This is a genomic window from Brevundimonas sp. MF30-B (assembly GCF_004683885.1).
In the GTDB taxonomy this organism is placed as follows: Bacteria; Pseudomonadota; Alphaproteobacteria; order Caulobacterales; family Caulobacteraceae; genus Brevundimonas.
On record NZ_CP038440.1, the window covers coordinates 2,013,034 to 2,034,978 of the forward strand.

A 21,945-nucleotide genomic window follows, 5' to 3' on the forward strand; every position below is an offset into this window, starting at 1 on the left:
CCCGCCCCGCCCCGCCCAAGGGACGCCTCTACGCCCTGGAAGCGGCGGCAATCGGCCGTCTGGGCGGCGTCGCGGCGACGGGCGCCGGGGGCTTGCCGGTTTCCGCCTGCACGATGAAGCGCCCCGCGACGGCCCCTCCGCGCAGCCGAACCTCCAGGCTGACCGCCCCGCCCCGTCGCGCCAGTCTCAGGGCCAGAGCCCTGGCCGCCTCTTCCGCGGCGCGGCCGCTCCTGTACACTAGCGGATTGGCTACGCCTTCGATCGCCACCGCCCATCCGGCGTCGAAGGGTTCCACGACAAGCCTGCACATCCTGGCCTCCTGCCGGCGGGGGCCGAACGCACGGTCCCATCAGGAAGCGGAGCGCCGCCGCAGGGCCTCCCGATCCCCTGCGTCCGGTTTCGGACGGTGCGCCGGAACGACGCCGCACGAAACGGCCACGCCGGCTCGGGGCAGCGGGACGCCGCAGTCCGGGGCCGTCAGTGCGTCACGCCCGCCGTCAGCCTCGTGACCAGGGCCCCGCCGGCGTCGTGGACCTCCACCACGAATCCGGAACCTTCGCCGCCGGTGATCGCTAGATCCCTCAGCAGTCCGGACAGAAGCATGAGGGCTTCCCGGCGCGCGGCGGCCTCGTCGACGGCCGAATCCTCGACGCACGTGATCCTGCGGCTGTCCGAGACGGTATACTGAAAATGGGCCATGAGGGACTAGATACGCTCCAAGGTGAACTGCGGATGACGCCTGTTCAAACGCCGACGGAAGCGCTCACCGCCAAGCTCAGGCGCCGGGATGTCGTCTCGGCCGCCGAGGCGGGGGCCCTTGAGGATGTTCTCGAGCCACCACGCCGTCACCCGGTCGGCGGCGTCATCATCCAGCCGGGCGAGCGCCCCTCGCGGTCGACACTGCTGGTGTCCGGCTGGGTCGCCCGTTTCAGCGTCCTGCAGAACGGGGCGCGATCCTTCACCCAGCTGGGCGTGGCCGGCGACTTCGTCGACCTGCACAGCCTGCTGATGAAGCAGATGGACCATGGCGTCCTGGCGCTGACCGACTGCGTCACGGCCGCCGCGCCTCACGCACGCCTGGTCGAGCTGTCCGAAACCCACGCCCATCTCATGCGCCTGCTGTGGCTGGACACGGTGATCGACGGGGCCATCCACCGGGAGTGGCTGCACCGCATGGGCACCCAGAATGCGCTCGGGCGGACCGCCCATATCCTCTGCGAGATGGAGGCCCGCCTGGCCATGATCGGCCTGTCCGGTCCGGGCGGGTTCGAATTCCCCCTGACCCAGAACGAGCTGGCCGACTGTCTGGGATTGTCGGCCGTCCACGCCAACCGGACCCTCATGGAATTGCGTCGTCGGGAGCTGATCTCCTGGCGCGCCGGATGGGTCCGGTTCATCGATCGTGACCGCCTGATCCGCCTCGCCGAGTTCGATCCCACCTATCTTCGCCTGGACCGCGCGCCGGTCTGATTTCGATCGACGGAAGCGCTGGGCTCGCCGCAAGCGGCCCGGGCCTTCTTGATGAAACGCGGGGCGGGCCCGTCCGAAGGGGGCGAGCCCTGGCGGCGCGCCCCCCGGCCCCTTCTCTCAGCTCTCGGCCTCCCGGTCTCCCAGCGGGCTGGTTCGCCCGGCGCCGGGTCCTGCTCCAAGATCGGCGCCGGTGACCGGGTCTGAGCCGGGATCGGACTGCGTGCGCGCGGCGAAGGCCTCGACCGCGGCCCCGGTCCTGCTGTCCATCTCGACACTGGCCTGGCCATCCCCCCCGTCCACCGCCGCCTGCCCTTCGCGATCGGACACGACCGTCCACTGGTCGCCGGTGTTCCACGGCCCCGAGGCGTCGCCTTCGCCCTGCGACATGTCGAAATAGACGTCGGCGAATTCCGGATCGGCGGGCAGCTTTCCGGGCGGGAAGTTGGCCGGGATGGCGTAGAGCGCCTTCTCGAACGCCTTCTGGTGAGCCACCTCGCGCGTCATCAGGAAGCCCAAGGCGTCCTTGATGCCGGGATCGTCGGTGACGTTTATCAGCCGCTCATAGACGATCTTGGCGCGGGATTCCGCCGCGATGTTGGAGCGCAGGTCGCAAGCCGGATCGCCGATCGAGTCGATGTAGGCCGCCGTCCACGGCACCCCGGCCGAGTTCACCAGCGCCGCCCCGCCGCCGTAAAGGATGGAGGTGGTGTGGCTTTCGCCGCCCGAGGTCATGCTGGCGTAGAGATCGGCTTCCTCCTCGGCGGCCTCGGCCAGCTTGCCCTTGGCCCCCCGGTTGAGCATGGCGACGATCGAACCGATCACCTCCAGGTGGCTCAGCTCCTCGGTGGCGATGTCCATCAGGAGGTCGCGGCGCGCCACGTCCTCGTCGGCCAGGCCCTGGGTGAAATAGCGCATGGCCGCCGCCAGCTCGCCCTGGGGTCCGCCGAACTGCTCCAGCATCAGGGTGGCCAGGCCGGGATTGGGCTCGGCGACGCGGACCGTGTACATCAAACGCTTGTTATGCATGAACATTCTAAAGGTCCTTCTGCGGCCTAGCGGCTCGCGTTCTCGCCCAGGCGGCGCAGTTCCAGATGTTTGTCGACCAACAGGGGGAGGCTGTCCTCGACCCACCGGGCCATGCGCAGTTCCTCCTCGAGCGTGGCCTGGAGCGGATCGAGGGCGGCCTGGACGCCGCCCCGCTCGGCCAGGACGATGAGGCCCCGATAGGCGGCGGCCTCATAATTCTCGAAGGCGAAGTTGGCGAAGGCGTTCTTGAGGATCTCGTCCTCGGCGAAGACGTGCCCGAGGGCCGCCATCGATCCGCCCAGCGACAGGGCGGCGTCCTTCAGGCCCGACGGCTTCTCGTCGAACCCGTCCAGCACCGCCTCCAGCCGAACGATCTGGTTTTCCGTCTCCAGCCGGTGCGCCCTGAGCGTCTCGGCCACCTCGTCGAAATTCCGGATGCGCTCGATCTGCCGGTCCATGAGCGCCAGGGCCTGGTGCTCCATGCCGTGCGCATTCTTCAAGCCGGTCACGAAAACCTCGCGCCAGATGTCGTCGTCCATGGGGGGCATCGTCTTCTCCTTGTCGGCTGTCGAAAGCCAACCGGTCGGAAGGGCGGATGGGCCCCGAATGTCGGAAAACGAACCCCTAGGACACCCGGTCCCGGCCGTCCGGCGCCTCGGGGCGGCCCAGTCGCCCGGCCTGCTCAAGGGCGGCGAGATCCGGCAGAAGGACCCGCCCGCCCTGGTAGGAGATCAGTCCGCGGCGGCGCATCTGCTGCAGGGTGCGGTTCATGTGCACCACGCTCAGCCCCAGGATGTCGGCGAGGACGTCCTGGGTCAGCGGCAGGGCGATCTCGCCCTGCGGGGCCAGGCCGACGCGCACCTGGCGGTCATGCAGCTCGACCAGAAGATGGGCCGTCCGCTCGAAGGCGCTGAGACGCCCCAGGCGTACGATCTGGTGGACGAGCCGGCTGCGCTCGGCCGCCCTCAGGGCGTTCCAGGCCGGCCCGATGCCCTGCCCGGCCGCCCGCGCCGTCTCGGCGTCCCGCCAGAAGCGCTCGGCGCAGGCGGTGGACGCCTCGGTCAGAGTCCAGACGGCCAGATCCGTCTCGTTCGCCGCCGGAGCGGCCATGACGTCGCCGGGCAGGTGCAGCCCGACAATCTGGCGCCGGCCGTCCGCCAGGGCGGCGCCCCGCGCGATCCAGCCCCGCACCACCAGTCGAGCGGCCGAGCGCCGGAACTCCGCGGTCAGATCCGCGCCTGGGCAGTGGAGCAGTTCGACGGATCCGGCGAATCCCGCGCGCACCGCCGCCAGCCCGGCCCCGTCCAGGGTCTCGTGGCTGGAGAGGGCGCGTTCGAGCGCGGTCGTCGCAGAGGCTGCTGGCGCAGGTTGGAAGGGCTGATTCGGCATCTGCATCCAGCAACAGCACGCCAGCCGCCAGCCCCTCCCTTACATAGGTTAGTCCCGTCCACGCCCGACCTGGCGGACGGCGCCCCAAGCCCGGTCCGGCACCTTGGGTCAGGCCCCGGGGCCGTCTTCCGGCCGGGCGTCGGCCGGGAGCGTCCGGCTCAGGTCAGGCCCGGAAGGAGCACGACCTTGGTCCATTCGTTCTGGTTCTCCTTGAAGTTCTTGTAGCCGTCGGCCGCCCGCTCCAGCGGCAGCCGGTGGCTGATCAGATCGGTCGTGTCGATCCGGCCCTCCAGGATCATCTCCAGCAGTCGGGGCAGGTAACGCTGGACGTGGGTCTGCCCCGTCTTGAGGGTCAGGCCCTTCTCCATGAAGGCGCCGACCGGCCACTTGTCGGCCATGCCGCCGTAGACGCCCGGCACGGACACCGTCCCCCCCTTTCGGACCGCCATGATGGTCTCTCGCAGGACATGGGTCCGGTCGGTTCCAATGCGGGTCGTGGTCTTGATGGCGTCGACCACATTGTCGGGAGAGAAGCCGTGCGCCTCCATGCCGACCGCGTCGATGCAGCTGTCCGGTCCCAGCCCGGCCGTCATCTCCAGCAGGGCCTCGCGCACCTTCACCTCGTGATAGTCGAGGATCTCTGCGCCGTTTGCGCGCGCCAGGGCCAGGCGGTTGGGATGGTGGTCGATGGCGATGACCCGGCCTGCGCCCTGGAGAAGGGCGCTCTTGATTGCGAACAGGCCGACCGGGCCACAGCCCCAGACGGCCACCGTGTCGCCCGGCTCGATCTGGCAGTTCTCCGCCGCCATCCAGCCGGTCGGGAAGATGTCGGACAGGAACAGGACGCGCTCGTCCTCAACGCCTTCGGGGATCTTGATCGGCCCGTAGTCGGAATAGGGCACGCGCGCATATTCGGCCTGGCCGCCCGCATACCCCCCCGTCAGGTGCGAATAGCCGAACAGGCCCGCCACCGACTGGCCGTACGCGATCTCCGTCGCGTCCGCCTTGTCGGCCGGATTGGAATTGTCGCAGGCCGCCGGCATGGACTTCTCGCAGAAGAAGCACTGACCGCAGGCGATGACGAACGGCACCACGACCCGGTCGCCCTTCCTGAGCGAGGTGTTGCCGCGTCCCACCTCCTCGACCACGCCCATGAATTCGTGGCCCAGGATGTCGCCGTTGGACATGCCCGGGATGTAGCTGTCGTACAGGTGCAGGTCCGAGCCGCAGATGGCCGTGGCGGTAATGCGGATGATGGCGTCGCGCGGGTTGATGATCTGCGGATCGGGCACGGTGTCGACTTGGACGTTGTGTTTGCCGTGCCAGGTGAGGGCGCGCATGGGCGGCTCCTTGAAAAAAGGCTGAAAAGGTTGGGGGGTTGAGTCCGCCCTCAGAGGTGACGCGGACCGCGCGGCGCGGCGTCGGGCGCGCGCGAGGTGGAGACTTCACCGGTCTCCATCAGCTGCTTGAAGCGTCGCAACTCCCGCCGGGCCTGGATCCGGGGCTCGCGCTGCAGAACCTTGGCGACCACCTTGCCAACGACGCCGGCCGGCGGGTCGTAGCTGATGAACAGCCTGACCTCCGTGCCGCGGCCGAAGGCGTTGTCGCGGAACCCGATCCATCCCTCGTGGTCGATATCGGAGCCCTCTGCGGCGCGCCAGGCGATGTATTCGCCTGCCCGGTCCTCGGTGATCTCGGAGGTCAATTCGACATCCCCTCCGCCAGGGCCCTCGACAATCCAGGTCGACTGTCGGGTATCCGACACCCGGACTTCGTTCAGGGTCTCCATGAAGGTCGGCAGGTTCCGGAAATCGCGCCAGTAGGCGTACAGGGCGTCGCGGGGCCGGTTGATCAGCACGGCCCGCACGCTGTCGGAACCGTAGTCGCCCTCGTGCAGGTCCCTGTCGAGGAAGGCGGTCGGTTCGACCACGGCGTCTGTGACCGGCGTGTCCGGACCGGCTGGGGTCGCGGTCGAGGTCTGGATGGAAGTCTGGGGCATGAGCAGGATCCTTGCGGTTCGCCAAGCCAACCGACGCCCCGCCGGGACGTTCCCTGCCCGCCCCCCAGGGTCGAATACGGAACACCTGACGCCCGATCGGGTTGGTCGGGCGCACCGACCAGGACCCCGCAATGACCGACACCCCCTCTGCCTTGGCCTCCGCCGCCCGTCCCCTGGCCCTTGTGACGGGCGCCTCCACCGGCATCGGACTGGAGCTGGCCCGCTGCTTCGCCGAAGACGGTTTCGATCTGGTGCTGGCGGCCGACACCCCCCTGGACGAGGCCCGCCGCATCGCCGAGGACCTGGGCGCGCGGGTGGAGACGGTCCAGGCGGACCTGGCCACGCCCGAGGGCGTCGACGCCTTGTGCCAAGTGGTTGGCGCGCGTGCCCTCGACGCCCTGGCGGCGAACGCGGGCCACGGTCTTGGACACGCCTTTCTTGACCAGCAGTGGGACGACATCCGCCATGTCATCGCCACCAACATCACGGGCACGATCGCCCTGCTGCATCGGCTGATCCCAGCGATGCGCGATCGCGGCGAGGGCCGGGTCCTGCTGACCGGCTCCATCGCCGGCCTGATCCCCGGCAGTTTCCAGGCCGTCTACAACGCCAGCAAGGCCTTTGTGGACAGCTTCTCTTTCGCCCTGCGCAACGAATTAAAGGACACGGGCGTCACGGTCACATGCCTGATGCCGGGCCCCACCGACACCGCCTTCTTCGCGCGCGCTGGCATGCTGGACACTTCGGTCGGCCAGAGCGACCACAAGGCCGACCCCGCCCAGGTGGCCCGCACCGGTTACAGGGCCATGCAAGACGGCGTCGGAGACGTGGTGGCCGGGCTGGGCAACAAGATGCAGGCCGCCATGGCCGCCGTCACCCCGCAATCAGTGCTGGCCGAGCAGCACCGCAGGATGGCCGAGCCGAAGGCCTGACGGGCCGCGAATTGAAGATGCGCGGGCTTGGCGGGCTGGGGCCGTCCAGGCCGGCGCGCCGTCGTGCCGGCCCTTCCCCGTGTACGACGTCGACCCCTCAGGCCCATGAGTCCGCCTGTTCCATCAAAAGGGCCAGGAGGGCCTCGCCCTGGGCCGGTTCTCTCGACGGAACCGCGCGCCTTGAACCTGCGCCGACGTCCGGCCTGACGACGCCTGCCTCGCTCCGCCGCCTCTCCGGTCCGCTCGCCACAGCGGGGCGGCCGACTAACCCATGTGAATGCGGCACCGTGTCGGACCCCTCAGGGTCACGGCATGCTCGACGGTTTGGACCCTTCGCCAGCGGCGCGCGCCGGTCCCGCACCCTGGGGCGTGACGGACGACATGCTCGACCACCACCCCGTCCTGCGCCTTCTGCCCGCCCCCCTGCGCGACGTGGTGCGCTCTCAAGGCCGGACCTGCGCCTGCGCGTCCGGCGACCGCCTCTCGGAGGTCTCGCCCGTGGTCGGCTTCGTGTTCAGCGGCGCCCTCGCCGCCTTCGACGATCGCGGACTGGCCTGCGTCGACCTCATGGGCCCGGGCGCCACCTTTGGCTGGGAGACGGCCTTCGCGCCGCCGCCGGGCGGGCTTCGCCTGGCTTTGCTCGACAGCCGCTGGATCGAGACGCCGGTGATCGGGCTCCGTGACGCCATGGGCGCCGCCTGGCTTGAGCATGTCTTCGCCCGCCATGCCGTAGACCGCATTCACAGGCTGAAGGCGGAGTCCGCCTGCCACGCCGTCCACGCCGTCCCGGCGCGCGCTGCCAACCTGATCCGCCGTCTCTTCCAGGCGGGCGGGCCCGACGTCCGCACCACCCAGTCCGCCATGGCGGAGGCGATGGGCGTTCAGCGCACCAGCGTGAACGCCGCCGTCAAGGCGCTGGAGAAGGACAGGGTCGTGAGCCTGCGTCGCGGACGGATCAAGGTCCTCTGCGCCGAGCGCCTGTCCCGGGCCGCCTGCGGCTGCTGACGCCGCCTCGTCGGCTTCTACATGCACCAAGCCCCCGTTGGGCGCCTCACCCTAAAGCGCCGCCAACCGCAACAGTCCGGCGTGGTCATCAGGTGGACGAACCGACGGGTCAAGCTCTTCGCCCCTTGCCCCGCCCCCGGGGGATCGGCCTGCGCCCGCTCGCCTGCCGCGTGGTGGTTGAAGCCGTGTCTCCGGAGCCGTGGCCGAAGAACCCAACGCCACACTGTTCACCGGAAGCCGCCAGGCTCGGCGCAAATTCCCGCTGTAGCTGGCGAGGAGACCGGTTCGGCGATAACAACGCGGCTCACCTCCTGAAGGGACGGGCCCCGTGTTGATCGATCATCTCGTCGAGCACCTTAGACATCGTGGCGTCGTGACGACCGAAATCGCCGGCGTGCCCATCACTTTCGACCTCGCTCAGCCTCACGAGCGGCGATACGCCGCCTGCGCCGCGCTCGATGTGAAATATCCTCAGCGGGACATCGACGCCGCCCTGTACGACCATGTGCTGCGGCCCGGCGACCGCGTGCTCGACATGGGCGCGAATATCGGCCTGACGGCCTTGGAGGCGCTTCAGCGCGGCGCCGCTCATGTGACCTGCCTAGAACCCGTGCCCGAGCTGAGCCGCCGCATTCCGGTCGATCCCCGGATCGAAGTCATAGGCGCGGCCGTCTCCGATCGAGTGGGGTGGGCTCAGCTCAGTCTGTCCGACCTTCACAATCAGGGCGCGACGCTCGCACAGGACGTGACGGAACTCTTCCCGGATCTTTTCACCGCAAACCGCTCGACGCGCGTGCCGACAGTGCCGATCGACCGACTGGACGGTCCCTACGATGTCTGGAAGATGGATGTCGAAGGGGCTGAGGTCGCTGCGCTGCGCGGAGCCGTCGAAACCCTGAGCAAGCGTCCGCCGCGGGCGGTCATCGCCGAAGTTTATGATCAGCATCTGAGCGACGTGCGCGATCGGCTCGAGCCCAGCCACCCTCTTGTACGGCGCGCCGGGCTCCGTCTGGACACTTACGCTCTAGACTTGCGACCGCCCGAGACCTTCGACTCGCACCGTTATCACCCGACCAGCCCCATGTATCTGTTCGAGAGGGGCTAGTTCACAGGGAAGCGGCCAGGTCGACCACTTCGACGGCTCCGCGATCCCCCACAAGAAGGAGTTGGAGGGGGCAGCCCGCCTCCTGCGTCCAGTCTGTCTCGAAGTGGTATCCGTAAAGCTGCGTCATCGGCTGCTGCAACACGGCCGCCACATCGGGCCGCGCCTCGGCCGCGCATCCGACCGCCAGAACCTGGCCTCCCGCCACGACGACCACAGCGGCCGGAGGGAGGTCGCCGTCCTTGGCGGCTGACCATCCGATGATCCGAAGCCGATCTGCGGTCACCGAGCATTCGTCCACATTGCCCGCGAAACGCCCCGACGTGCGGGTCATCGTGATCTTGCGTCCTTCGGGTCCAGGTCCGCTCATCTGCACGGTTCGCCCGCCGATCTTCACCTGGATTGGCCGGCGCAGGGCCTGACCGCCAATGAAGATCTCAGCATCCGGGCCCCGCTGGCTGGCCCCCAGGCGGGCCAGCCGGTCGCCCCATTCGGCCCAGTATGCCGGCGCGGACCGGTCACGGTCGCGCGTCTCGAACATGAAATCGATGATGGCCGGAAGCGCCCCGTCTGACGTTATCAGCTCCCTGGCCAGAAAGTAGCGGCTCAGGCCGAAGGCCACCGCCTCCCTTTGCCTGGGGGGCGGGCTCAGGGACCGGAGATGGCCGCCCAGCTGGGCGGCGTCAGCCTTGAACGCGCCTTGGATGTCGAAGGCCGCCCGCCCAAGAGAGAAGGCCGGCTTTCCCATGGCCGCCGCCTCAAAGACCACTGAACTGTTGACCGCGCAGACGGCCGAGCTGTGCGAGATGAGGTGGGCGTTCGCGGTCGCCGGCAGGTCGCGCGGCAGGACCTTGACCCGCGACCCTAGGCGTCGGGCGAAGGCGAGCGCCCGGTCTTCGCGCACCAGGTTGTAGGGCCGGTGGACGGCCCCGGGGTGGGGTTTGACGACGATGTCATAGCCCGCCTCGAGCACCACCGGCGCTAGCTGGCGCAAAAAATCTTCCGGGCTTTCAAACTCCGAGTGGACAAGCAGATTGAGGTCGTCGGCAAGCTGGAGGGGCGCCAGGACGAAAGGGCCTTCCGGGAGGTGCTCGGCCAGGGCCGGATCCAGCAGCACGCGCGCGTCGTGCGGGGACACCTCTCCCGGCTTCGGCGGGACGGCCAGCCAGCCGTCGATGTCGAAGTCCGTGACCCGCATCGCCTCGGCGGGGACCCGCAGCAGCGACGCGTTTCCGTTCACCCCTTCAGGATCGAAGTACAGGGTCGGCTGGAAAGGCGATCGGGTGGGGCCGAGCTCTGCATGCACGGCGAGCAGGCCCCGACGGTCGACAAACCGGCGCACGGCTCCGTTCTCTCCCCACAAGAGGATCACGTCGAACGGATGCTGGCGATACAGGCGCTCAAGCACGGCTTCATAGAAGTCGGTCAAGGGACCGCGGCCCGCGACGAGGTCGCTCCAGGCCGCGATGGACTTCGGTCCCCAGTGGTCGAACTGTTCGCCGATCGCCTTCCGCTCGTCCCTCGTCGGCCGCAGGCACGCCGTCGCCAGCCGTGGATCTTCGCGGGTGATGCGGTCGATGACCGCGTCGTTGCCGAAAACGCGGAGTTGCAGGTCACGCCCGGCGGGCGGGCTGGCGAGGGCGCGGCCTAGCAGCAGCGCGGCGTCGGCGAACTCATCGAACCGGTTGCGGATGGGCAGCGGCTCGGCATAGACCAGGATGCGGGTCATCGGCCCGTCGCCAGTTCCAGCCATTCCCCCGCCCTTGCGGACAGATCGCCAGGCAGAACGACGCCTTGAAGCCCGGGGGCGATCTCAACTGCACGGGCGAGCTGATCCTTGCTTGCGAAAGTGCCGCGGGTGAACAGGCTGAGGGCCTCGGCGCACCGTGCCGCCTGATCCAGGGTCGAAAAGCAAGGCGGAAGTTCATCCTGGGCCATCCGACGCATGTCGAAGCTGAAGTCGTCGAAGTCGACCGTGGCGGCCGCCTTCGGTTCGAGGTCATGGTAGGCTCGGGAGAAGGCCGTGGTCAGGGTCGGACGATGAAAGCCATAGATGTCGAAGCCGAGCAGCCGGTCGGCGGCTTGATCGAACGTCCACTGCGACAGGCAACGCGCATCGTGACCGAGCCGGCGCAGCCCATGGGCCAGCGACAGACACCGAGCGGAGATGGCCGGGTCGGCGGCTTGTTCGTCGCCGAGCGAACCGCCGCCGACCAGAAGCACTCGTAGCCGCGCCATTCACGTCCCTCACCGCCTCGACTTGCAGAATCTCGCGCGCCGCCCTTGCCGGACGGTCACAGCACGCTACAGCCTGGGGTGTCCAGCCTGAAACCGGTCAGGCTGGCTGTCGCCCGGAGGCCCCACCATGACCGCCAAGCCGCCGTCGATCGAAGACTTGCCCGGATACGAAGCGGGCCTCGCAGCCGGCCGCCTCCAGGCGCTGGAGGAGGTCGCCGACCGCCTGGAGCGCTATGCGCTCCAGGCGCAGAAGCCGGATCTCACCGAGTCCGTCCAGACGCTCGTATTCAACTGGCGCGAACTTCTCATCTGGGTGTCACAGCTGAAGATGGCGGCGATCCAGGCGGCGGCGCGCACGCCCGACGCCACGCACTGACGCCTGCCGCTCCGACTCCACGAAGCCGCTCCCCCGTGAGAAGGTCGCGGCATGTGCAACCTCTATCGTCAGCGCAGCGGCCCGCAGGCCATCCTGGACCTCGCCAGAGCGATGCGGTCGGAGGTCGGCAACCTGGCGCCGGGCGAGGTCTATCCCGACTACGCCGCGCCGATCGTCCGCTGGGAAGGGGTCGAACGCGTGTTGACCTCGGCCCGCTGGGGCATGCCGTCGCCGGCCTTCGCGCTCGAGGGCAGGAGGACGGACAAGGGCGTGACCAATGTCCGGAACACGGCTAGCCCCCACTGGCGGCGCTGGCTGGCGCCGGAGCATCGCTGCCTGGTCCCCTTCACGGCCTTCAGCGAACCGGGCCGCGACGCCGAGGGCCGCTATCGGCCGGTCTGGTTCCGGCTGGCCGGAGACGACCCGGAGCCCCTGGCCTTTTTCGCCGGTGTCCAAGTGCAGGGATGGTCCTGCGTCCGCAAGATCAGGACCGGCCCGGAGACCTGCGATCTGTTCGCCTTCCTGACGACCGACCCCAGCGAGCCGGTGAAGTCGGTCCATCCCCGAGCCATGCCTGTGATCCTCACGTCGACAGAGGAGCAGGAGGTCTGGATGCGCGCGTTGTGGGATGAGGCGAAGGGGCTGCAGCGGCCATTGGCGGACGGGGCGCTGGAGATAGAGAAGGCGGCGGAATGAGCGCTGAGGCCAGGGACCGGATTGCACGCCCGGCTGGCAGCCGGCGGACGACGCCCGTCGATGCGGCGATAGGCCAGCGAATCAGGGACGCCAGGATTGAGCGCCGGGTGAGCCGCGAGGATCTAGCCGCCGCGATCGGCAAGTCGTGGCAGCAACTGCAGAAGTATGAAGCCGGGGCGAACCGCGTCGCCGCATCCACGCTTCTAGGCATCTCAGCGTTCCTGGATGTGCCGCTCCTGAGCCTCTACCCGGACACATCCGGCCTGGAGGACCATTCACCGGCGCGGATACAGGGGGACTTGTCCCGGCCAGCGCTGGATCTGGCGCGCCTGTTCGACGGCCTGTCCGCCAGGGACCGGAAGGTGCTTGTGGCCGTCGCCGACCTTCTGGTTGAAAAGTAGAGCGGGCCAACGGCTTTCGAGGTGACGGCCGGCCGCACGCCCGACTATCGTGAAGCAGGAGGTGGCCATGCCCGATCGGCTGACGCGCAAGCAGCTCCAGGCCCTGCGCCTCGCCGCCGAGGGGCTGTCCAACAAGGCGATCGGGCAACGCATGGGCCTGAGCCCGCGTACGGCCGAGTGGCACCTGCAGAACGCCTACCGGGCGCTGGGCGTGTCGGATCGGGATGAAGCCTACGGGCTTGTGCGGGATCGCTACGGGTCTCTACCGGGGGGCCTTCCAGCACGCATCGAACCCCGCGCAGATCAGGACGTCGCGACGGCCGGCCAGGCCTCTCGAAGCGATGGCGCCGAATTGGCCACCCGCGGTCTGTTCGGGATCTACGCAAGGCTGGGGCCGTGGCGGACGCCGCCTATGCCCCGGGGGAAGCACATCATCCTGATCGTGTCGATTGCGATGGCGCTGCTGATCCTGCTGGGCGGCGCCCTGGCGGTCATGGCGGTCAGCTTCGAGGTGGTCCAGGCCATCCGTCTCGGCGGACAATGATCGGAGAGGACGATGGATCCCAACACCTTCGCGTCGACTGCGGCGCACGAGCTGAAAGCGCTGGAACATGCGCTGGACGAGACCCTGGCGCGCAGCGGCGCATTCCTGCAGAGCCTGGCGGAAGGGAGGCGTCAGGCCGGCCTGGACGTCTCCGTGGGCCAGGGCGCCCTGATGCATCTCGGGGCCGCCATCAACGGCGGGATCGCGATGCGCGGCGATCTGGTGAAGGCGCACGCGCGATTCCAGCGAGACGCGGCCGCCAGGGGGTTGGACTTCACCCGGCTAGGACCGCTCGAGCCCAAAGGCCCGGACGTGGTGGAGAGCCCCTATCCGCGCCGCACCGGTGAGTTGCAGCGGGCGTAGGGATGCAGATCTGGAGCCTGATGCTGCTGGGGGCGAACCTGATCGCACTGGGGCTGCTCTTGTGGCGCGGCGAGCGGTTCGACCGGATCGCGGCGGCCGCGGTGGCGGGCTTCATCGTCATGGAGCCGCTGATCTTCGGGCTTCAGATCCACACCTGGAGGGTGGGCATCAGCCTCGCCAATACACTGCTGTTCGTCGCCTTGTGGCAGGTCGCCGAGCGGCATGCGCGTTGGTGGCTGATCTTCGCCGCGGCCATCCAGCTGCTGGCGGCCGTGTCCACCCTGGTGCCCTTGCTTCCATCCGAATTCACCACCCACACCGGGATCGTGGTGCGGGGGGCTCTGTGGACCCTCACCTCAATCCTTCTCTTCCTGGCGCTGGTCGAGATCGACTTCGACAGGCGATTTCGCGCGCTCCAGCATCACCGTGGAAAATCTCATGGGCGAGACCCTGAAACCCGATCACCTGTTCAAGATCTGGACCCGCGCCAAACTGTGCCTGAACGCGGATGAGTTTGACGACAAGCTGTTCGACAGGTGCGAAGAACTCCTGCTGCTCCAGGACGTGCGGGACGACATAGGGGCCGTGCAGGTGTTGGCCGTCATCCAAGGCTGCCTCGAGGATGGCGGCCGGTCGGACGGCCTGGATCTGGAGGCTCTCGGCCGCGTGCTGGACTTCATGCTGAAGCGCACCGGCGGCGAGACGGCGGTCCTGATCAAGGACGCCGCCGCGGCGACGGCTGCGGCTCAGTGCCGGGTCGCTCCCTCTCCGGCCAGTTCAACAGGAATCGGCGGAAGCACGCCTGCTCCGCAGGAAATGAGCAGGCGCAGGCGCACGCGATAGTCGACCAGCCAGCCAGGGGGCGCCTTGTTCGCCTCGATGAGGGCTTCCATCAACGCATCCGTGTCGTCGTAAAGCGCCTGGGCCCGTGCGGCGATGTCTGTCGGGGTCTCTGCATGGGACATGGTCGCGCGACCAGCGCAAAGATCGTGCCGCCCGGCCAGCCGAGCGAAGTCTACGGACATTGCATCCGGCTGGGCTATTTTCTGACGGACTACGACCGACAGTCATGGTCAACGGACCCGGCGCCACGGCAGGTCGAACCAGCGCCGTCGCCAGACGTTGCCTGCGCATGCCGGCTCGCATCGACCATGGGCCCCGATAGCGGAGACGGACGCTGCGCATGGCGAAGGCGAGGCTCAAGGTCTTTTCCTGGTCGGACGGCTTCCACGCCTTCAGCGTGGCCGCGTCGTCGCGCGCCAAGGCCCTGCGAGCATGGGGCATGCACCGCGACATCTTCAAGGACGGCCTGGCGAAAGAGATCCATGACGGGCCGGACTACGACGCGGCGATGGCCGACCCGGGCGAGGTGATCCAACGGGGTGAGGCGATCGACAAGAGCCGGCTGGGAAGGCGGCCGGCTCCCCAAAAGGCGGCAGCGCCCTCAGCAGCCGAAAAGAGGCGGAAGGCGCTACAGGCGGAAGCCGACAGGCTGGACCAGGAGTGGGCGGCGGCCCAAGCCGCCCTAGACGAGCGCGAAGCCGATCTGGCCAAAGAGCGTGATCAAGCGGCTGGCGCTCATCGCCAGGCCCGCAACGCCCTGATGAAGAAGATGCGGGCTCTGCGCTGAACGCCGCAACCCGGCGCTCTCAGGGCGGCCTGTCCGCCGTCCGACGTATGGCGACTGAGGCTCCGCGATGAACGCCATGCAGCGTTCTGGCCAGCGCTCTGGACCAGAAAGCCCGTGGCGAATCGGATTTCCCTCTGGCGCGATTGCGAGATTGAGACTGCCGCTGGACCAACCCCGCCACTGACACGCCTTAGGCGATCCAAAGGCCGCGGACGACCGCACGCCTGGAGTGAGGAGATGCGCCGATCGGAGAGCGGCCTGCTCTGGAGCAGCCGCCTTCAAGATCCTGTTGAAACCGACCGCCGTTGTGGGGGCGGTGAAAAGTCATGACACGTTCTGAACAACCTCGGACCCACAGGCGAGCTCGTGACCACCGCGAATCAGCGTTGGACCCCATATGGACCCCATAGCTGAATGAGAAAGGGGCCGCTGAAAAGCGGCCCCTCTAACGTGTTCATTTTCTTAGAAGAAAATGGTCGGAGCGACAGGATTCGAACCTGCGACCCCTTGACCCCCAGTCAAGTGCGCTACCAGGCTGCGCCACGCTCCGAGAGGCGGTCGTATAGCCGGGCCGTTCGGTCCCCGCAAACCCAAAAACGTCCGATCGACCCCTTATCGAGCCAAGGCCGATTCCAAGCGGGCGTGAGCGGTCTCGATCTCGGCCAGAACGCGTCTCAGCCGCTCGACGTCGCGGGTCAAGGAGGGCGCAGCCACTTGAGAACCCAAGTCGACCAATGAAGGCGCCTCGCCCAACAGACGTCCCAGGCCGCCGTCCTTGTGAAGCTTCTGCACGCCCTTGATGGTGAAGCCTTCCTCGTGCAGCAGCCGTTTGACGGCCTTGAGCGTCTCCACGTCCTGGGGACGATAGAATCGCCGACCGCCCGCGCGTTTTATCGGTGCGATGAAGGCGAACTTCGTCTCCCAGAAACGCAGGACGTGCTGGGGAACGCCGACCTGATCGGCCGCCTCGGAGATGGTGCGAAAGGCGTTTGGGCCCTTGGAGGCCATGGATCAGTCGGCGGCGGGCGCGTCGTGCACCCGGCTCTTCATGATCTGCGAGGCGCGGAAGCTGATGACGCGGCGGGGGTGAATGGCCGCAGGCTCGCCGGTTTTAGGATTGCGGCCCATGCGGGCGCGCTTGTCGCGCACCTGGAACACGCCGAACCCCGAAAGCTTGACCGTCTCGCCGCGCTCGAGCGATTCAACGATCAGCTCCAGCGTCCGCTCGACCATCGACGAACATTCCTGGCGCGACAGGCCCACGTCCTCGTGAACCGCCTCGCACAGATCGGCCCGTGTCACGGTCTGTTGTCCGGCCATGGCGTCGCCCCCTATCCCTGTCGGTCGTCCATAAAGACGCAAAGTCGGCGGGAATCAAAGGGGTGAAATGGGTTTATGCCTGAAACGCGCTAGAGGCGCAGGGCGCAGGCGCCCCAGGTCAGGCCACCGCCCATGGCTTCCAGCAGCACGAGATCGCCCTTCTTGATGCGTCCATCCTTCATGGCGGCGTCCATGGCCAGCGGAATCGAGGCGGCCGAGGTGTTGGCGTGGATGGCGACCGTCGAGATCACCTTGTTCTCGTCCAGACCCAGACGATCGCCCACGCCCTTGATGATGCGCTGGTTGGCCTGGTGAGGCACGAACCAGTCGACGTCGGCGATCTCGATGCCCGAAGCCTGGGCCGCCGCCGTGATAGCCTCGGCGATGTTGACCACGGCGTGGCGGAAGACCTGGTTGCCGGCCATGCGCAGATGGCCGACCGTGCCCGTCGTAGCGGGACCGCCGTCGACGTAGAGCAAGTCGGTCTTGGCGCCGTCGCAGCGCAGGGCGAATCCGAGCAGCCCCTGGTCCGTCTTGGCGCCCTGCCCTTCGCGCGGCTCAACCACAAAGGCGCCGGCGCCGTCGCCGAACAGGACGCAAGTCGTCCGATCGGTCCAGTCCATCAACCGGGTCATCTCCTCGGCGCCGATGACCAGGGCGCATTTCGCCAGCCCCCGCGCCACGAATCCGTCGGCGACGCTCAGCGCATAGACGAAGCCCGAGCAGACCGCCTGGACATCAAAGGCGATGCCGACACCGCAGCCCAGCTTGCGCTGGACGATCGAGGCGGTGGCGGGAAAGGTCATGTCCGGCGTGGTGGTGGCGACCACGATCAGGTCGACCTCGGACGCCTCGCGCCCGGCCTGCAGCAGGGCGCGGCGGGCGGCCTCGACGGCCAGGTCGCTGGTCGGCTCGTCGTCGCGGGCCTTATGGCGCTGACGAATGCCGGTGCGTTCGACGATCCATTCGTCGGTGGTGTCGACGATCTTGGCCAGGTCGGCGTTGGTCACGACCTGTTCGGGCAGATAGGAACCGACGCCGGTGACGGCGCTGCGGATGACGCTCACTGAACAGTCTCCCCGGCGGGCTTGTCGCCCTCGGAATGGTCGAAGACGGCGTCGAGCCGCTTCAGATTGGCCGCCACCTTGGCGGTGTAATCGCTGCGCGCCAGATTGACGGCCACGCGGATGGCCGAGGCGAAGCCCTGCGGCGTGGCCCCGCCATGGCTTTTCACGACGATGCCGTTCAGACCCAGCAGCGGGCCGCCGTTGATGGCGTTGGGGTCGATGCGGCGGCTCATTTGGCGCAGGGCCGGCAGGGCGATGAGAGCGCCCAGCTTGGACTGCAGGCCCGATCCCAGCGCTTCCTTCAGCAAAGTCGAAATGAAGCGCGCCGTACCTTCTGCGGTCTTGAGGGCGATATTGCCGGTGAAGCCGTCGGTGACGACAACGTCCACCGTGCCCTTGGCGATATCGTCGCCCTCGACGAAGCCGTGATAGTCCAAATCGACAGCGCCGCTGCGCAATATGCCATGGGCCTCGCGAACCTCGTCATGGCCCTTGATATCTTCCGAGCCGATGTTCAGCAGACCGACGGTCGGGCGCGCCACGCCATGCACGGCGGACTGGAAAGCCTCGCCCATGATGGCGAACTCGATCAGCTGCTCGGCGTCGCTGCCGACGTTGGCGCCGACGTCCAGCACCGCCGTGTGACCTCTCAGCGTGGGCCAGGACGCAACGATGGCAGGGCGCTCCAGGCCAGGGGCCGACATGCGCAGTATCAGCTTGGATATCGCCATCAGCGCCCCGGTGTTTCCAGCCGATACGGCGGCCGAGGCCTCGCCCGTCTTCACCGACTCGATGGCGTTCCACAGGCTGGAGCCCTTGCCGCGCCGCATGGCCTGGGCCGGCTTCTCGTCGCTGGCGATGACTTTTTCCGCGTGCCTGATCCGGATCGGCGCGTCGTCCAGACGCAGCCGCACGATTTCAGCGCGAACTGCGACCTCGTCGCCGTGAATCAGGAAAGTCAGACCAGTGCAGTCGTTCTGGCGCAGATAGTCGCGCACACCGCCCAGGACGACAGGCGGGCCGTGGTCGCCGCCCATGGCGTCGAGCGAGATTACGGTGTCGGATGGCAAGGCCAAAAGGGCTCCAGCGCGCCGTCTGGTGCGGCGCTTCCAGTCATGGTGCGACGATAACGCCGCAGGGCGGGGATGCAACCGGGCCGACGCAAGGTCAACCTTCGCCGGCGTCTCCGCGCGGCTTCAACGCCTTGAGGGCCGCGAAAGGCGAAATTTCGACCGGTTCGGGGGGCTGGACGAACTCCGCCCCTGGCTTGCGCGGGAACGGGTCCAGCCGCAGGGCCAGCTGCTCGACCGCATACTGACCCAGGTCGATGCGGCCGTCCTCGATCAGGTCGGGCGAATCATCGTCCAGATCGACATCGATCTCGCCGTCCTCGTCGGGCGCGCCTTCCATCAGGGCGATGGAGAAGTCGTCGGCGATGGTGAGGGGCAGCGGCTCCAGCGTGATGCCGCAGGTCTGGGCCCCGGTGGCCGCGATGTGACCGGTCAAACGCCAGCCCTGGCCGACCGGCTTCAGCTCCAGGTCGACGGCGAAGGCGTCCAGCGACGCCATGTCCAGCGCGCGCGCGATCCGCTGACGCGTCGCGGCGTCGGGCACGAGCCGGCGGGCCAGGCCCGTGCCGACCTGGTTCATCCGCACGGGTTCGCTATAGGCCAGGGGCGCGGTCATTGGGCCACCGTCGCCCAGGCGGGCGCCTTGAAGACTTCGGGCAGGGTCTGGCCGCCGAGGGCCGCACGACTGGCCAGGGTGTAGCGCGCCAGAGCCGCGGCGCCGGGCGCCGTCTCGGCCTCATAGACGTTGCGCGCGATCGCCTGCTCCAGAGCGGGCGCATCACCGGCGCGCAGCGGCGTCTCATAGGCGGTCATGCGGCCGTAGAGCGACTCGCCCAGCTTGCGCATCTTCTTCCCGACGACGACGTCGCCGACGCCCAGTTCGCGAAGGGTATGGTCTAGCGCGGAGACGTAGACGTCGAACAGGTCCTGCGCCGTCTCCGCCCCTTCGGTCGCGCGCGCCCCCTCCTCGTCGCGCAGACGCAGGATCAGCAGCAGCACGTGCAGGGTGTAGAGCTCGAACCGCGCGTCGATCCGATCCTCGACGCCCAGGTCGGTATAGAAGGCCGGCGTGCGCGCCTGGGCGGCCGCGGCGGCGTAGAGAGCCTGGGGCCGTGCGCGATCACGGGTGCGGAACAGTCTTTTGAGCATCATAAGCGGCCCCTTTTCCGCCGCGCCGTTGAACTAGGACGCCCATCCGGTTAGGTCAAAGACCTTGTTCACGCACAGGCCCTCGCCCATGCCCCGCATTTCTATCCTCGCCGCCATAGCGTCAGCCGCCGCCCTAACCTCGGCCTGCGCGCCTGTGATCGGGGTCAACGGCTTCCAGGCGATCGACGTCAAGCCTCAGGATCTGGTGGTCGGCACGGACACCAAGGAAACGGTGCTGGCCAAGCTTGGGTCGCCGTCGACCACCTCGACCTTCGAGCCGGACGCGGTCTGGTACTACATTGGCCAGGTGACCGAGAAATACACCTACAACCTGCCCCAGGTGACCCAGCGCAGCGTGACGGAGGTTACGTTCGACAAGGCCTCCGGGCAGGTCGCCGCCGTCAGAACCCTTGGCCTGGACGATGGTCGTGACATTGCGATGAACAGTCGCGAGACGCCGACGAGAGGCCGATCGCTGACGATCCTCGAACAGTTGCTCGGCAACGTCGGCCGCGGCCAGCTGCCGCGAACGGATGAGGACTTGCCGGGTCAGCGCCGCCCGGACTGACAACCATAGCGACAGGGGTGGCTCAAACATCCTGAACCGCCGTCACGCGCTTCTGGCCCGAATCGGCCATAGTCCGCGCGATGACATCTCCTAGCTCCGAAAGGCTGGACGCCGCGCTGGCTCGCCTCTTCGAGGGGCCGCTGGCGGATCGCGCCAGCTGGTTCGCCCTCACGGCCGGCGAAGTGCTGTTTGCGGCAGGGGCGGAAGCAGACACGCTGTATCTCCTGCGGTCCGGCCGTTTGGGCGTGTTCCAGTCCGAAGGCGAGCAGGACCTGCGCCTGATCGGAGTGATCCGGCCCGGAGAACCGACCGGCGAGATGGCGCTGATAGCCGGGACGGCCCATACCGCCACCGTCGCAGCGCTGCGCGACAGCGAGATCGTGGCCGTTCCGCGCGACGCCTTCTTTGACGCCGCCCGTTCGGCGCCGGAAGTCATGGTCGAACTTGCACGCCTGATGATCCGTCGCGCTCGGGATAAGGCCGCCAGCGGCGGCGAGCCCAGCGTGTTCGGCTTCGTTTCGGCGCGGCCTCGGCCCATCAGGGCCTTCGTCGAACGTCTGGCCGCCGCCATCAAGGCCGAGGGTCGAACCTGCCAGGTCGTGGACCATTCGGCGCTCTCGTCAGCCGCCGATTGGTTTTCGCGAATCGAGCATGCTCACGACTATGTTCTTTACGTCGCCGAGTCTGACGAACCGGCTTGGGCGGCATTGTGCGCTCGCCAGGTCGACCGGCTCTTCATTGTCGGCAGCGCCCTTCTGGCTCCGCCTGCGATTCTGCCTCATGGCCCCGGTGCGGGACTGACGCACCACCGCACGGATCTGATCCTGCTGCGTGACCCGCGCATGTCGCGACCCGCCAACACACGCATCTGGATCGATGCCCTCAACCCTGGCCGATGGTTTCAGGCGACCGAGACGTCCGCCGCCGATGTCGAGCGGATGGCCCGGGTCGTGACGGGCTCGGCGGTCGGCCTGGTCCTGTCCGGCGGCGGCGCCCGCGCCTACGCCCATATCGGTGCGATCAAGGCCTTGCGGGAAGCTGGGATCCCCCTCGACTTCCTCGGCGGATCATCGATGGGGGCGGTCATCGCCGCCGGCCCGGCCCTGGGATGGTCGGACGAAGAGTTGGAGGCCCGCATCCGCGCCGCCTTCGTGCAATCGGACCCGCTTTCGGATCTGGCCTTTCCGATGATCGCCATGACCCGGGCCGGCAAAGTCGCGCGGCTTCTGCGCCAGACATATGGCGACATCGATATCTCCGACATGCCGCTGCCGTTCTTCGCGGTCTCCTCCAACCTCACCACAGGCCGATTGGATATCCATCGCCGAGGCTTGCTGCGTCACGCCATGCGGGCCTCAATCGCCATTCCGGGAGTCATGCCGCCGGTGGTCCGAGATGGTCAGGTCCTCGTCGACGGCGCCGTGCTGAACAACTTTCCGGCCGACGTCATGCGGCAGATGAATCCCGGCCCCCTCATCGGCGTGGACATGAGTCAGGCCAGAGGCGTCGACGCGCATGCCCTGGAGAATCCTCCGTCCTGGTGGCGCTGGATTGCGTCGGGGGCGTGGAAACGCGGGCCGCCCATTGTCTCGATCCTGAT

General features: G+C 68.0%; 28 protein-coding genes, 1 tRNA gene and 1 pseudogene. 14 read left to right on the top strand and 16 right to left on the bottom strand.

Annotation, left to right across the window (positions count from 1 at the left end; all coding sequences use genetic code 11):
• Positions 1-28: 28 nt before the first annotated feature.
• Positions 29-310 (bottom strand): hypothetical protein, encoded by a 282-nt coding sequence (locus tag E4M01_RS10190; protein ID WP_135062834.1) that lies wholly within the window; start codon positions 308-310, stop codon positions 29-31.
• A 167-nt stretch (positions 311-477) separates the two neighbouring features.
• Complete coding sequence (locus E4M01_RS10195; protein ID WP_135280326.1) at positions 478-699, bottom strand: hypothetical protein; 222 nt, start codon at positions 697-699, stop codon at positions 478-480.
• 33 nt (positions 700-732) lie between these two features.
• Between E4M01_RS10195 and E4M01_RS10200 the strand changes: the two genes are divergently transcribed.
• The gene (locus tag E4M01_RS10200) at positions 733-1,470 is read left to right on the top strand and encodes a Crp/Fnr family transcriptional regulator (protein WP_135062832.1); all 738 of its coding nucleotides are present in this window, start codon (positions 733-735) and stop codon (positions 1,468-1,470) included.
• Between the two features lie 117 nt (positions 1,471-1,587).
• Here the strand turns inward: E4M01_RS10200 and E4M01_RS10205 are convergent, their stop codons facing one another.
• From E4M01_RS10205 to E4M01_RS10225, 5 genes are all read right to left on the bottom strand, one after another.
• Entirely contained in the window at positions 1,588-2,502 is a 915-nt protein-coding gene (locus E4M01_RS10205; RefSeq protein ID WP_135062830.1) for a manganese catalase family protein, read from the bottom strand.
• Between the two features lie 20 nt (positions 2,503-2,522).
• Positions 2,523-3,044, bottom strand: a complete 522-nt coding sequence (locus E4M01_RS10210; protein ID WP_245158214.1) for a ferritin-like domain-containing protein — start codon at positions 3,042-3,044, stop codon at positions 2,523-2,525.
• Between the two features lie 76 nt (positions 3,045-3,120).
• A complete protein-coding gene (locus E4M01_RS10215) occupies positions 3,121-3,891 on the bottom strand; it encodes a Crp/Fnr family transcriptional regulator (protein ID WP_245158213.1) in 771 nt (256 codons plus the stop codon).
• Positions 3,892-4,043: 152 nt separating this feature from the next.
• The gene (locus E4M01_RS10220; RefSeq protein WP_135062827.1) at positions 4,044-5,225 is read right to left on the bottom strand and encodes a zinc-dependent alcohol dehydrogenase; all 1,182 of its coding nucleotides are present in this window, start codon (positions 5,223-5,225) and stop codon (positions 4,044-4,046) included.
• A 50-nt stretch (positions 5,226-5,275) separates the two neighbouring features.
• On the bottom strand, positions 5,276-5,884 hold the full coding sequence (locus tag E4M01_RS10225; protein WP_135062826.1) for an SRPBCC family protein: 609 nt from the start codon (positions 5,882-5,884) through the stop codon (positions 5,276-5,278).
• A 131-nt stretch (positions 5,885-6,015) separates the two neighbouring features.
• Between E4M01_RS10225 and E4M01_RS10230 the strand changes: the two genes are divergently transcribed.
• The 3 genes from E4M01_RS10230 (at position 6,016) to E4M01_RS10240 (ending at position 8,926) form a co-directional block, all read left to right on the top strand.
• Complete coding sequence (locus tag E4M01_RS10230) at positions 6,016-6,816, top strand: SDR family oxidoreductase (RefSeq protein ID WP_135062825.1); 801 nt, start codon at positions 6,016-6,018, stop codon at positions 6,814-6,816.
• Between the two features lie 312 nt (positions 6,817-7,128).
• The gene (locus E4M01_RS10235) at positions 7,129-7,821 is read left to right on the top strand and encodes a Crp/Fnr family transcriptional regulator (protein ID WP_135062824.1); all 693 of its coding nucleotides are present in this window, start codon (positions 7,129-7,131) and stop codon (positions 7,819-7,821) included.
• A 373-nt stretch (positions 7,822-8,194) separates the two neighbouring features.
• On the top strand, positions 8,195-8,926 hold the full coding sequence (locus E4M01_RS10240; protein ID WP_135062823.1) for an FkbM family methyltransferase: 732 nt from the start codon (positions 8,195-8,197) through the stop codon (positions 8,924-8,926).
• A 1-nt stretch (position 8,927) separates the two neighbouring features.
• On the opposite strand, the gene E4M01_RS10245 is transcribed toward E4M01_RS10240, so the two are convergent.
• Together E4M01_RS10245 and E4M01_RS10250 are read right to left on the bottom strand one after the other, a co-directional pair.
• Positions 8,928-10,652 (bottom strand): hypothetical protein, encoded by a 1,725-nt coding sequence (locus tag E4M01_RS10245; RefSeq protein ID WP_167765331.1) that lies wholly within the window; start codon positions 10,650-10,652, stop codon positions 8,928-8,930.
• The gene (locus E4M01_RS10250) at positions 10,649-11,146 is read right to left on the bottom strand and encodes a hypothetical protein (RefSeq protein WP_135280327.1); all 498 of its coding nucleotides are present in this window, start codon (positions 11,144-11,146) and stop codon (positions 10,649-10,651) included. The genes E4M01_RS10245 and E4M01_RS10250 overlap by 4 nt, the downstream gene beginning before the upstream one ends.
• 142 nt (positions 11,147-11,288) lie before the next feature.
• Here E4M01_RS10250 and E4M01_RS10255 point away from each other — a divergent pair, with 142 nt between their 5' ends.
• The 8 genes from E4M01_RS10255 to E4M01_RS10290 all read left to right on the top strand — a co-directional run bounded on the left by E4M01_RS10255 (position 11,289) and on the right by E4M01_RS10290 (position 15,171).
• Entirely contained in the window at positions 11,289-11,537 is a 249-nt protein-coding gene (locus E4M01_RS10255; RefSeq protein ID WP_135062820.1) for a hypothetical protein, read from the top strand.
• A gap of 51 nt (positions 11,538-11,588) precedes the next feature.
• A complete protein-coding gene (locus tag E4M01_RS10260) occupies positions 11,589-12,233 on the top strand; it encodes an SOS response-associated peptidase family protein (RefSeq protein ID WP_135062818.1) in 645 nt (214 codons plus the stop codon).
• Positions 12,230-12,634: a helix-turn-helix domain-containing protein gene (locus E4M01_RS10265; protein ID WP_135062816.1), complete on the top strand. Its 405-nt coding sequence runs from the start codon at positions 12,230-12,232 to the stop codon at positions 12,632-12,634. The genes E4M01_RS10260 and E4M01_RS10265 overlap by 4 nt, the downstream gene beginning before the upstream one ends.
• Positions 12,635-12,701: 67 nt before the next feature.
• Complete coding sequence (locus E4M01_RS10270; RefSeq protein WP_135062814.1) at positions 12,702-13,178, top strand: helix-turn-helix transcriptional regulator; 477 nt, start codon at positions 12,702-12,704, stop codon at positions 13,176-13,178.
• A 12-nt stretch (positions 13,179-13,190) separates the two neighbouring features.
• Positions 13,191-13,541, top strand: coding sequence for a hypothetical protein (locus tag E4M01_RS10275; protein ID WP_135062812.1), 351 nt, complete (start codon positions 13,191-13,193; stop codon positions 13,539-13,541).
• A 2-nt stretch (positions 13,542-13,543) separates the two neighbouring features.
• Positions 13,544-14,053, top strand: coding sequence for a hypothetical protein (locus E4M01_RS10280; protein WP_135062810.1), 510 nt, complete (start codon positions 13,544-13,546; stop codon positions 14,051-14,053).
• Complete coding sequence (locus tag E4M01_RS10285; RefSeq protein WP_135062808.1) at positions 13,980-14,384, top strand: hypothetical protein; 405 nt, start codon at positions 13,980-13,982, stop codon at positions 14,382-14,384. The genes E4M01_RS10280 and E4M01_RS10285 overlap by 74 nt, the downstream gene beginning before the upstream one ends.
• A gap of 340 nt (positions 14,385-14,724) precedes the next feature.
• Entirely contained in the window at positions 14,725-15,171 is a 447-nt protein-coding gene (locus E4M01_RS10290) for a hypothetical protein (RefSeq protein WP_135280328.1), read from the top strand.
• A gap of 473 nt (positions 15,172-15,644) precedes the next feature.
• Here E4M01_RS10290 and E4M01_RS10295 read toward each other — a convergent pair.
• The 7 genes from E4M01_RS10295 to E4M01_RS10325 form a co-directional block, all read right to left on the bottom strand.
• Positions 15,645-15,721, bottom strand: a tRNA-Pro gene (locus E4M01_RS10295).
• 62 nt (positions 15,722-15,783) lie between these two features.
• Positions 15,784-16,179, bottom strand: coding sequence for a MerR family transcriptional regulator (locus tag E4M01_RS10300; protein ID WP_135065132.1), 396 nt, complete (start codon positions 16,177-16,179; stop codon positions 15,784-15,786).
• 3 nt (positions 16,180-16,182) lie between these two features.
• On the bottom strand, positions 16,183-16,491 hold the full coding sequence (locus tag E4M01_RS10305) for an integration host factor subunit alpha (RefSeq protein WP_135065129.1): 309 nt from the start codon (positions 16,489-16,491) through the stop codon (positions 16,183-16,185).
• A gap of 89 nt (positions 16,492-16,580) precedes the next feature.
• Positions 16,581-17,558, bottom strand: a complete 978-nt coding sequence (locus E4M01_RS10310) for a beta-ketoacyl-ACP synthase III (RefSeq protein ID WP_135065126.1) — start codon at positions 17,556-17,558, stop codon at positions 16,581-16,583.
• Positions 17,555-18,628: a phosphate acyltransferase PlsX gene (gene plsX / locus E4M01_RS10315; protein ID WP_371682922.1), complete on the bottom strand. Its 1,074-nt coding sequence runs from the start codon at positions 18,626-18,628 to the stop codon at positions 17,555-17,557. The genes E4M01_RS10310 and plsX overlap by 4 nt, the downstream gene beginning before the upstream one ends.
• Positions 18,629-18,725: 97 nt before the next feature.
• Positions 18,726-19,244, bottom strand: a complete 519-nt coding sequence (locus E4M01_RS10320; protein WP_135065123.1) for a DUF177 domain-containing protein — start codon at positions 19,242-19,244, stop codon at positions 18,726-18,728.
• Positions 19,241-19,780, bottom strand: coding sequence for a ubiquinol-cytochrome C chaperone family protein (locus E4M01_RS10325; RefSeq protein ID WP_245158299.1), 540 nt, complete (start codon positions 19,778-19,780; stop codon positions 19,241-19,243). The genes E4M01_RS10320 and E4M01_RS10325 overlap by 4 nt, the downstream gene beginning before the upstream one ends.
• A gap of 85 nt (positions 19,781-19,865) precedes the next feature.
• Between E4M01_RS10325 and bamE the strand changes: the two genes are divergently transcribed.
• Positions 19,866-20,345 (top strand): outer membrane protein assembly factor BamE, encoded by a 480-nt coding sequence (bamE, locus tag E4M01_RS10330; protein WP_135065120.1) that lies wholly within the window; start codon positions 19,866-19,868, stop codon positions 20,343-20,345.
• An 80-nt stretch (positions 20,346-20,425) separates the two neighbouring features.
• Positions 20,426-21,781 (top strand): annotated as a pseudogene (locus E4M01_RS10335) (patatin-like phospholipase family protein); the annotation flags it as partial.
• Positions 21,782-21,945 lie beyond the last annotated feature (164 nt).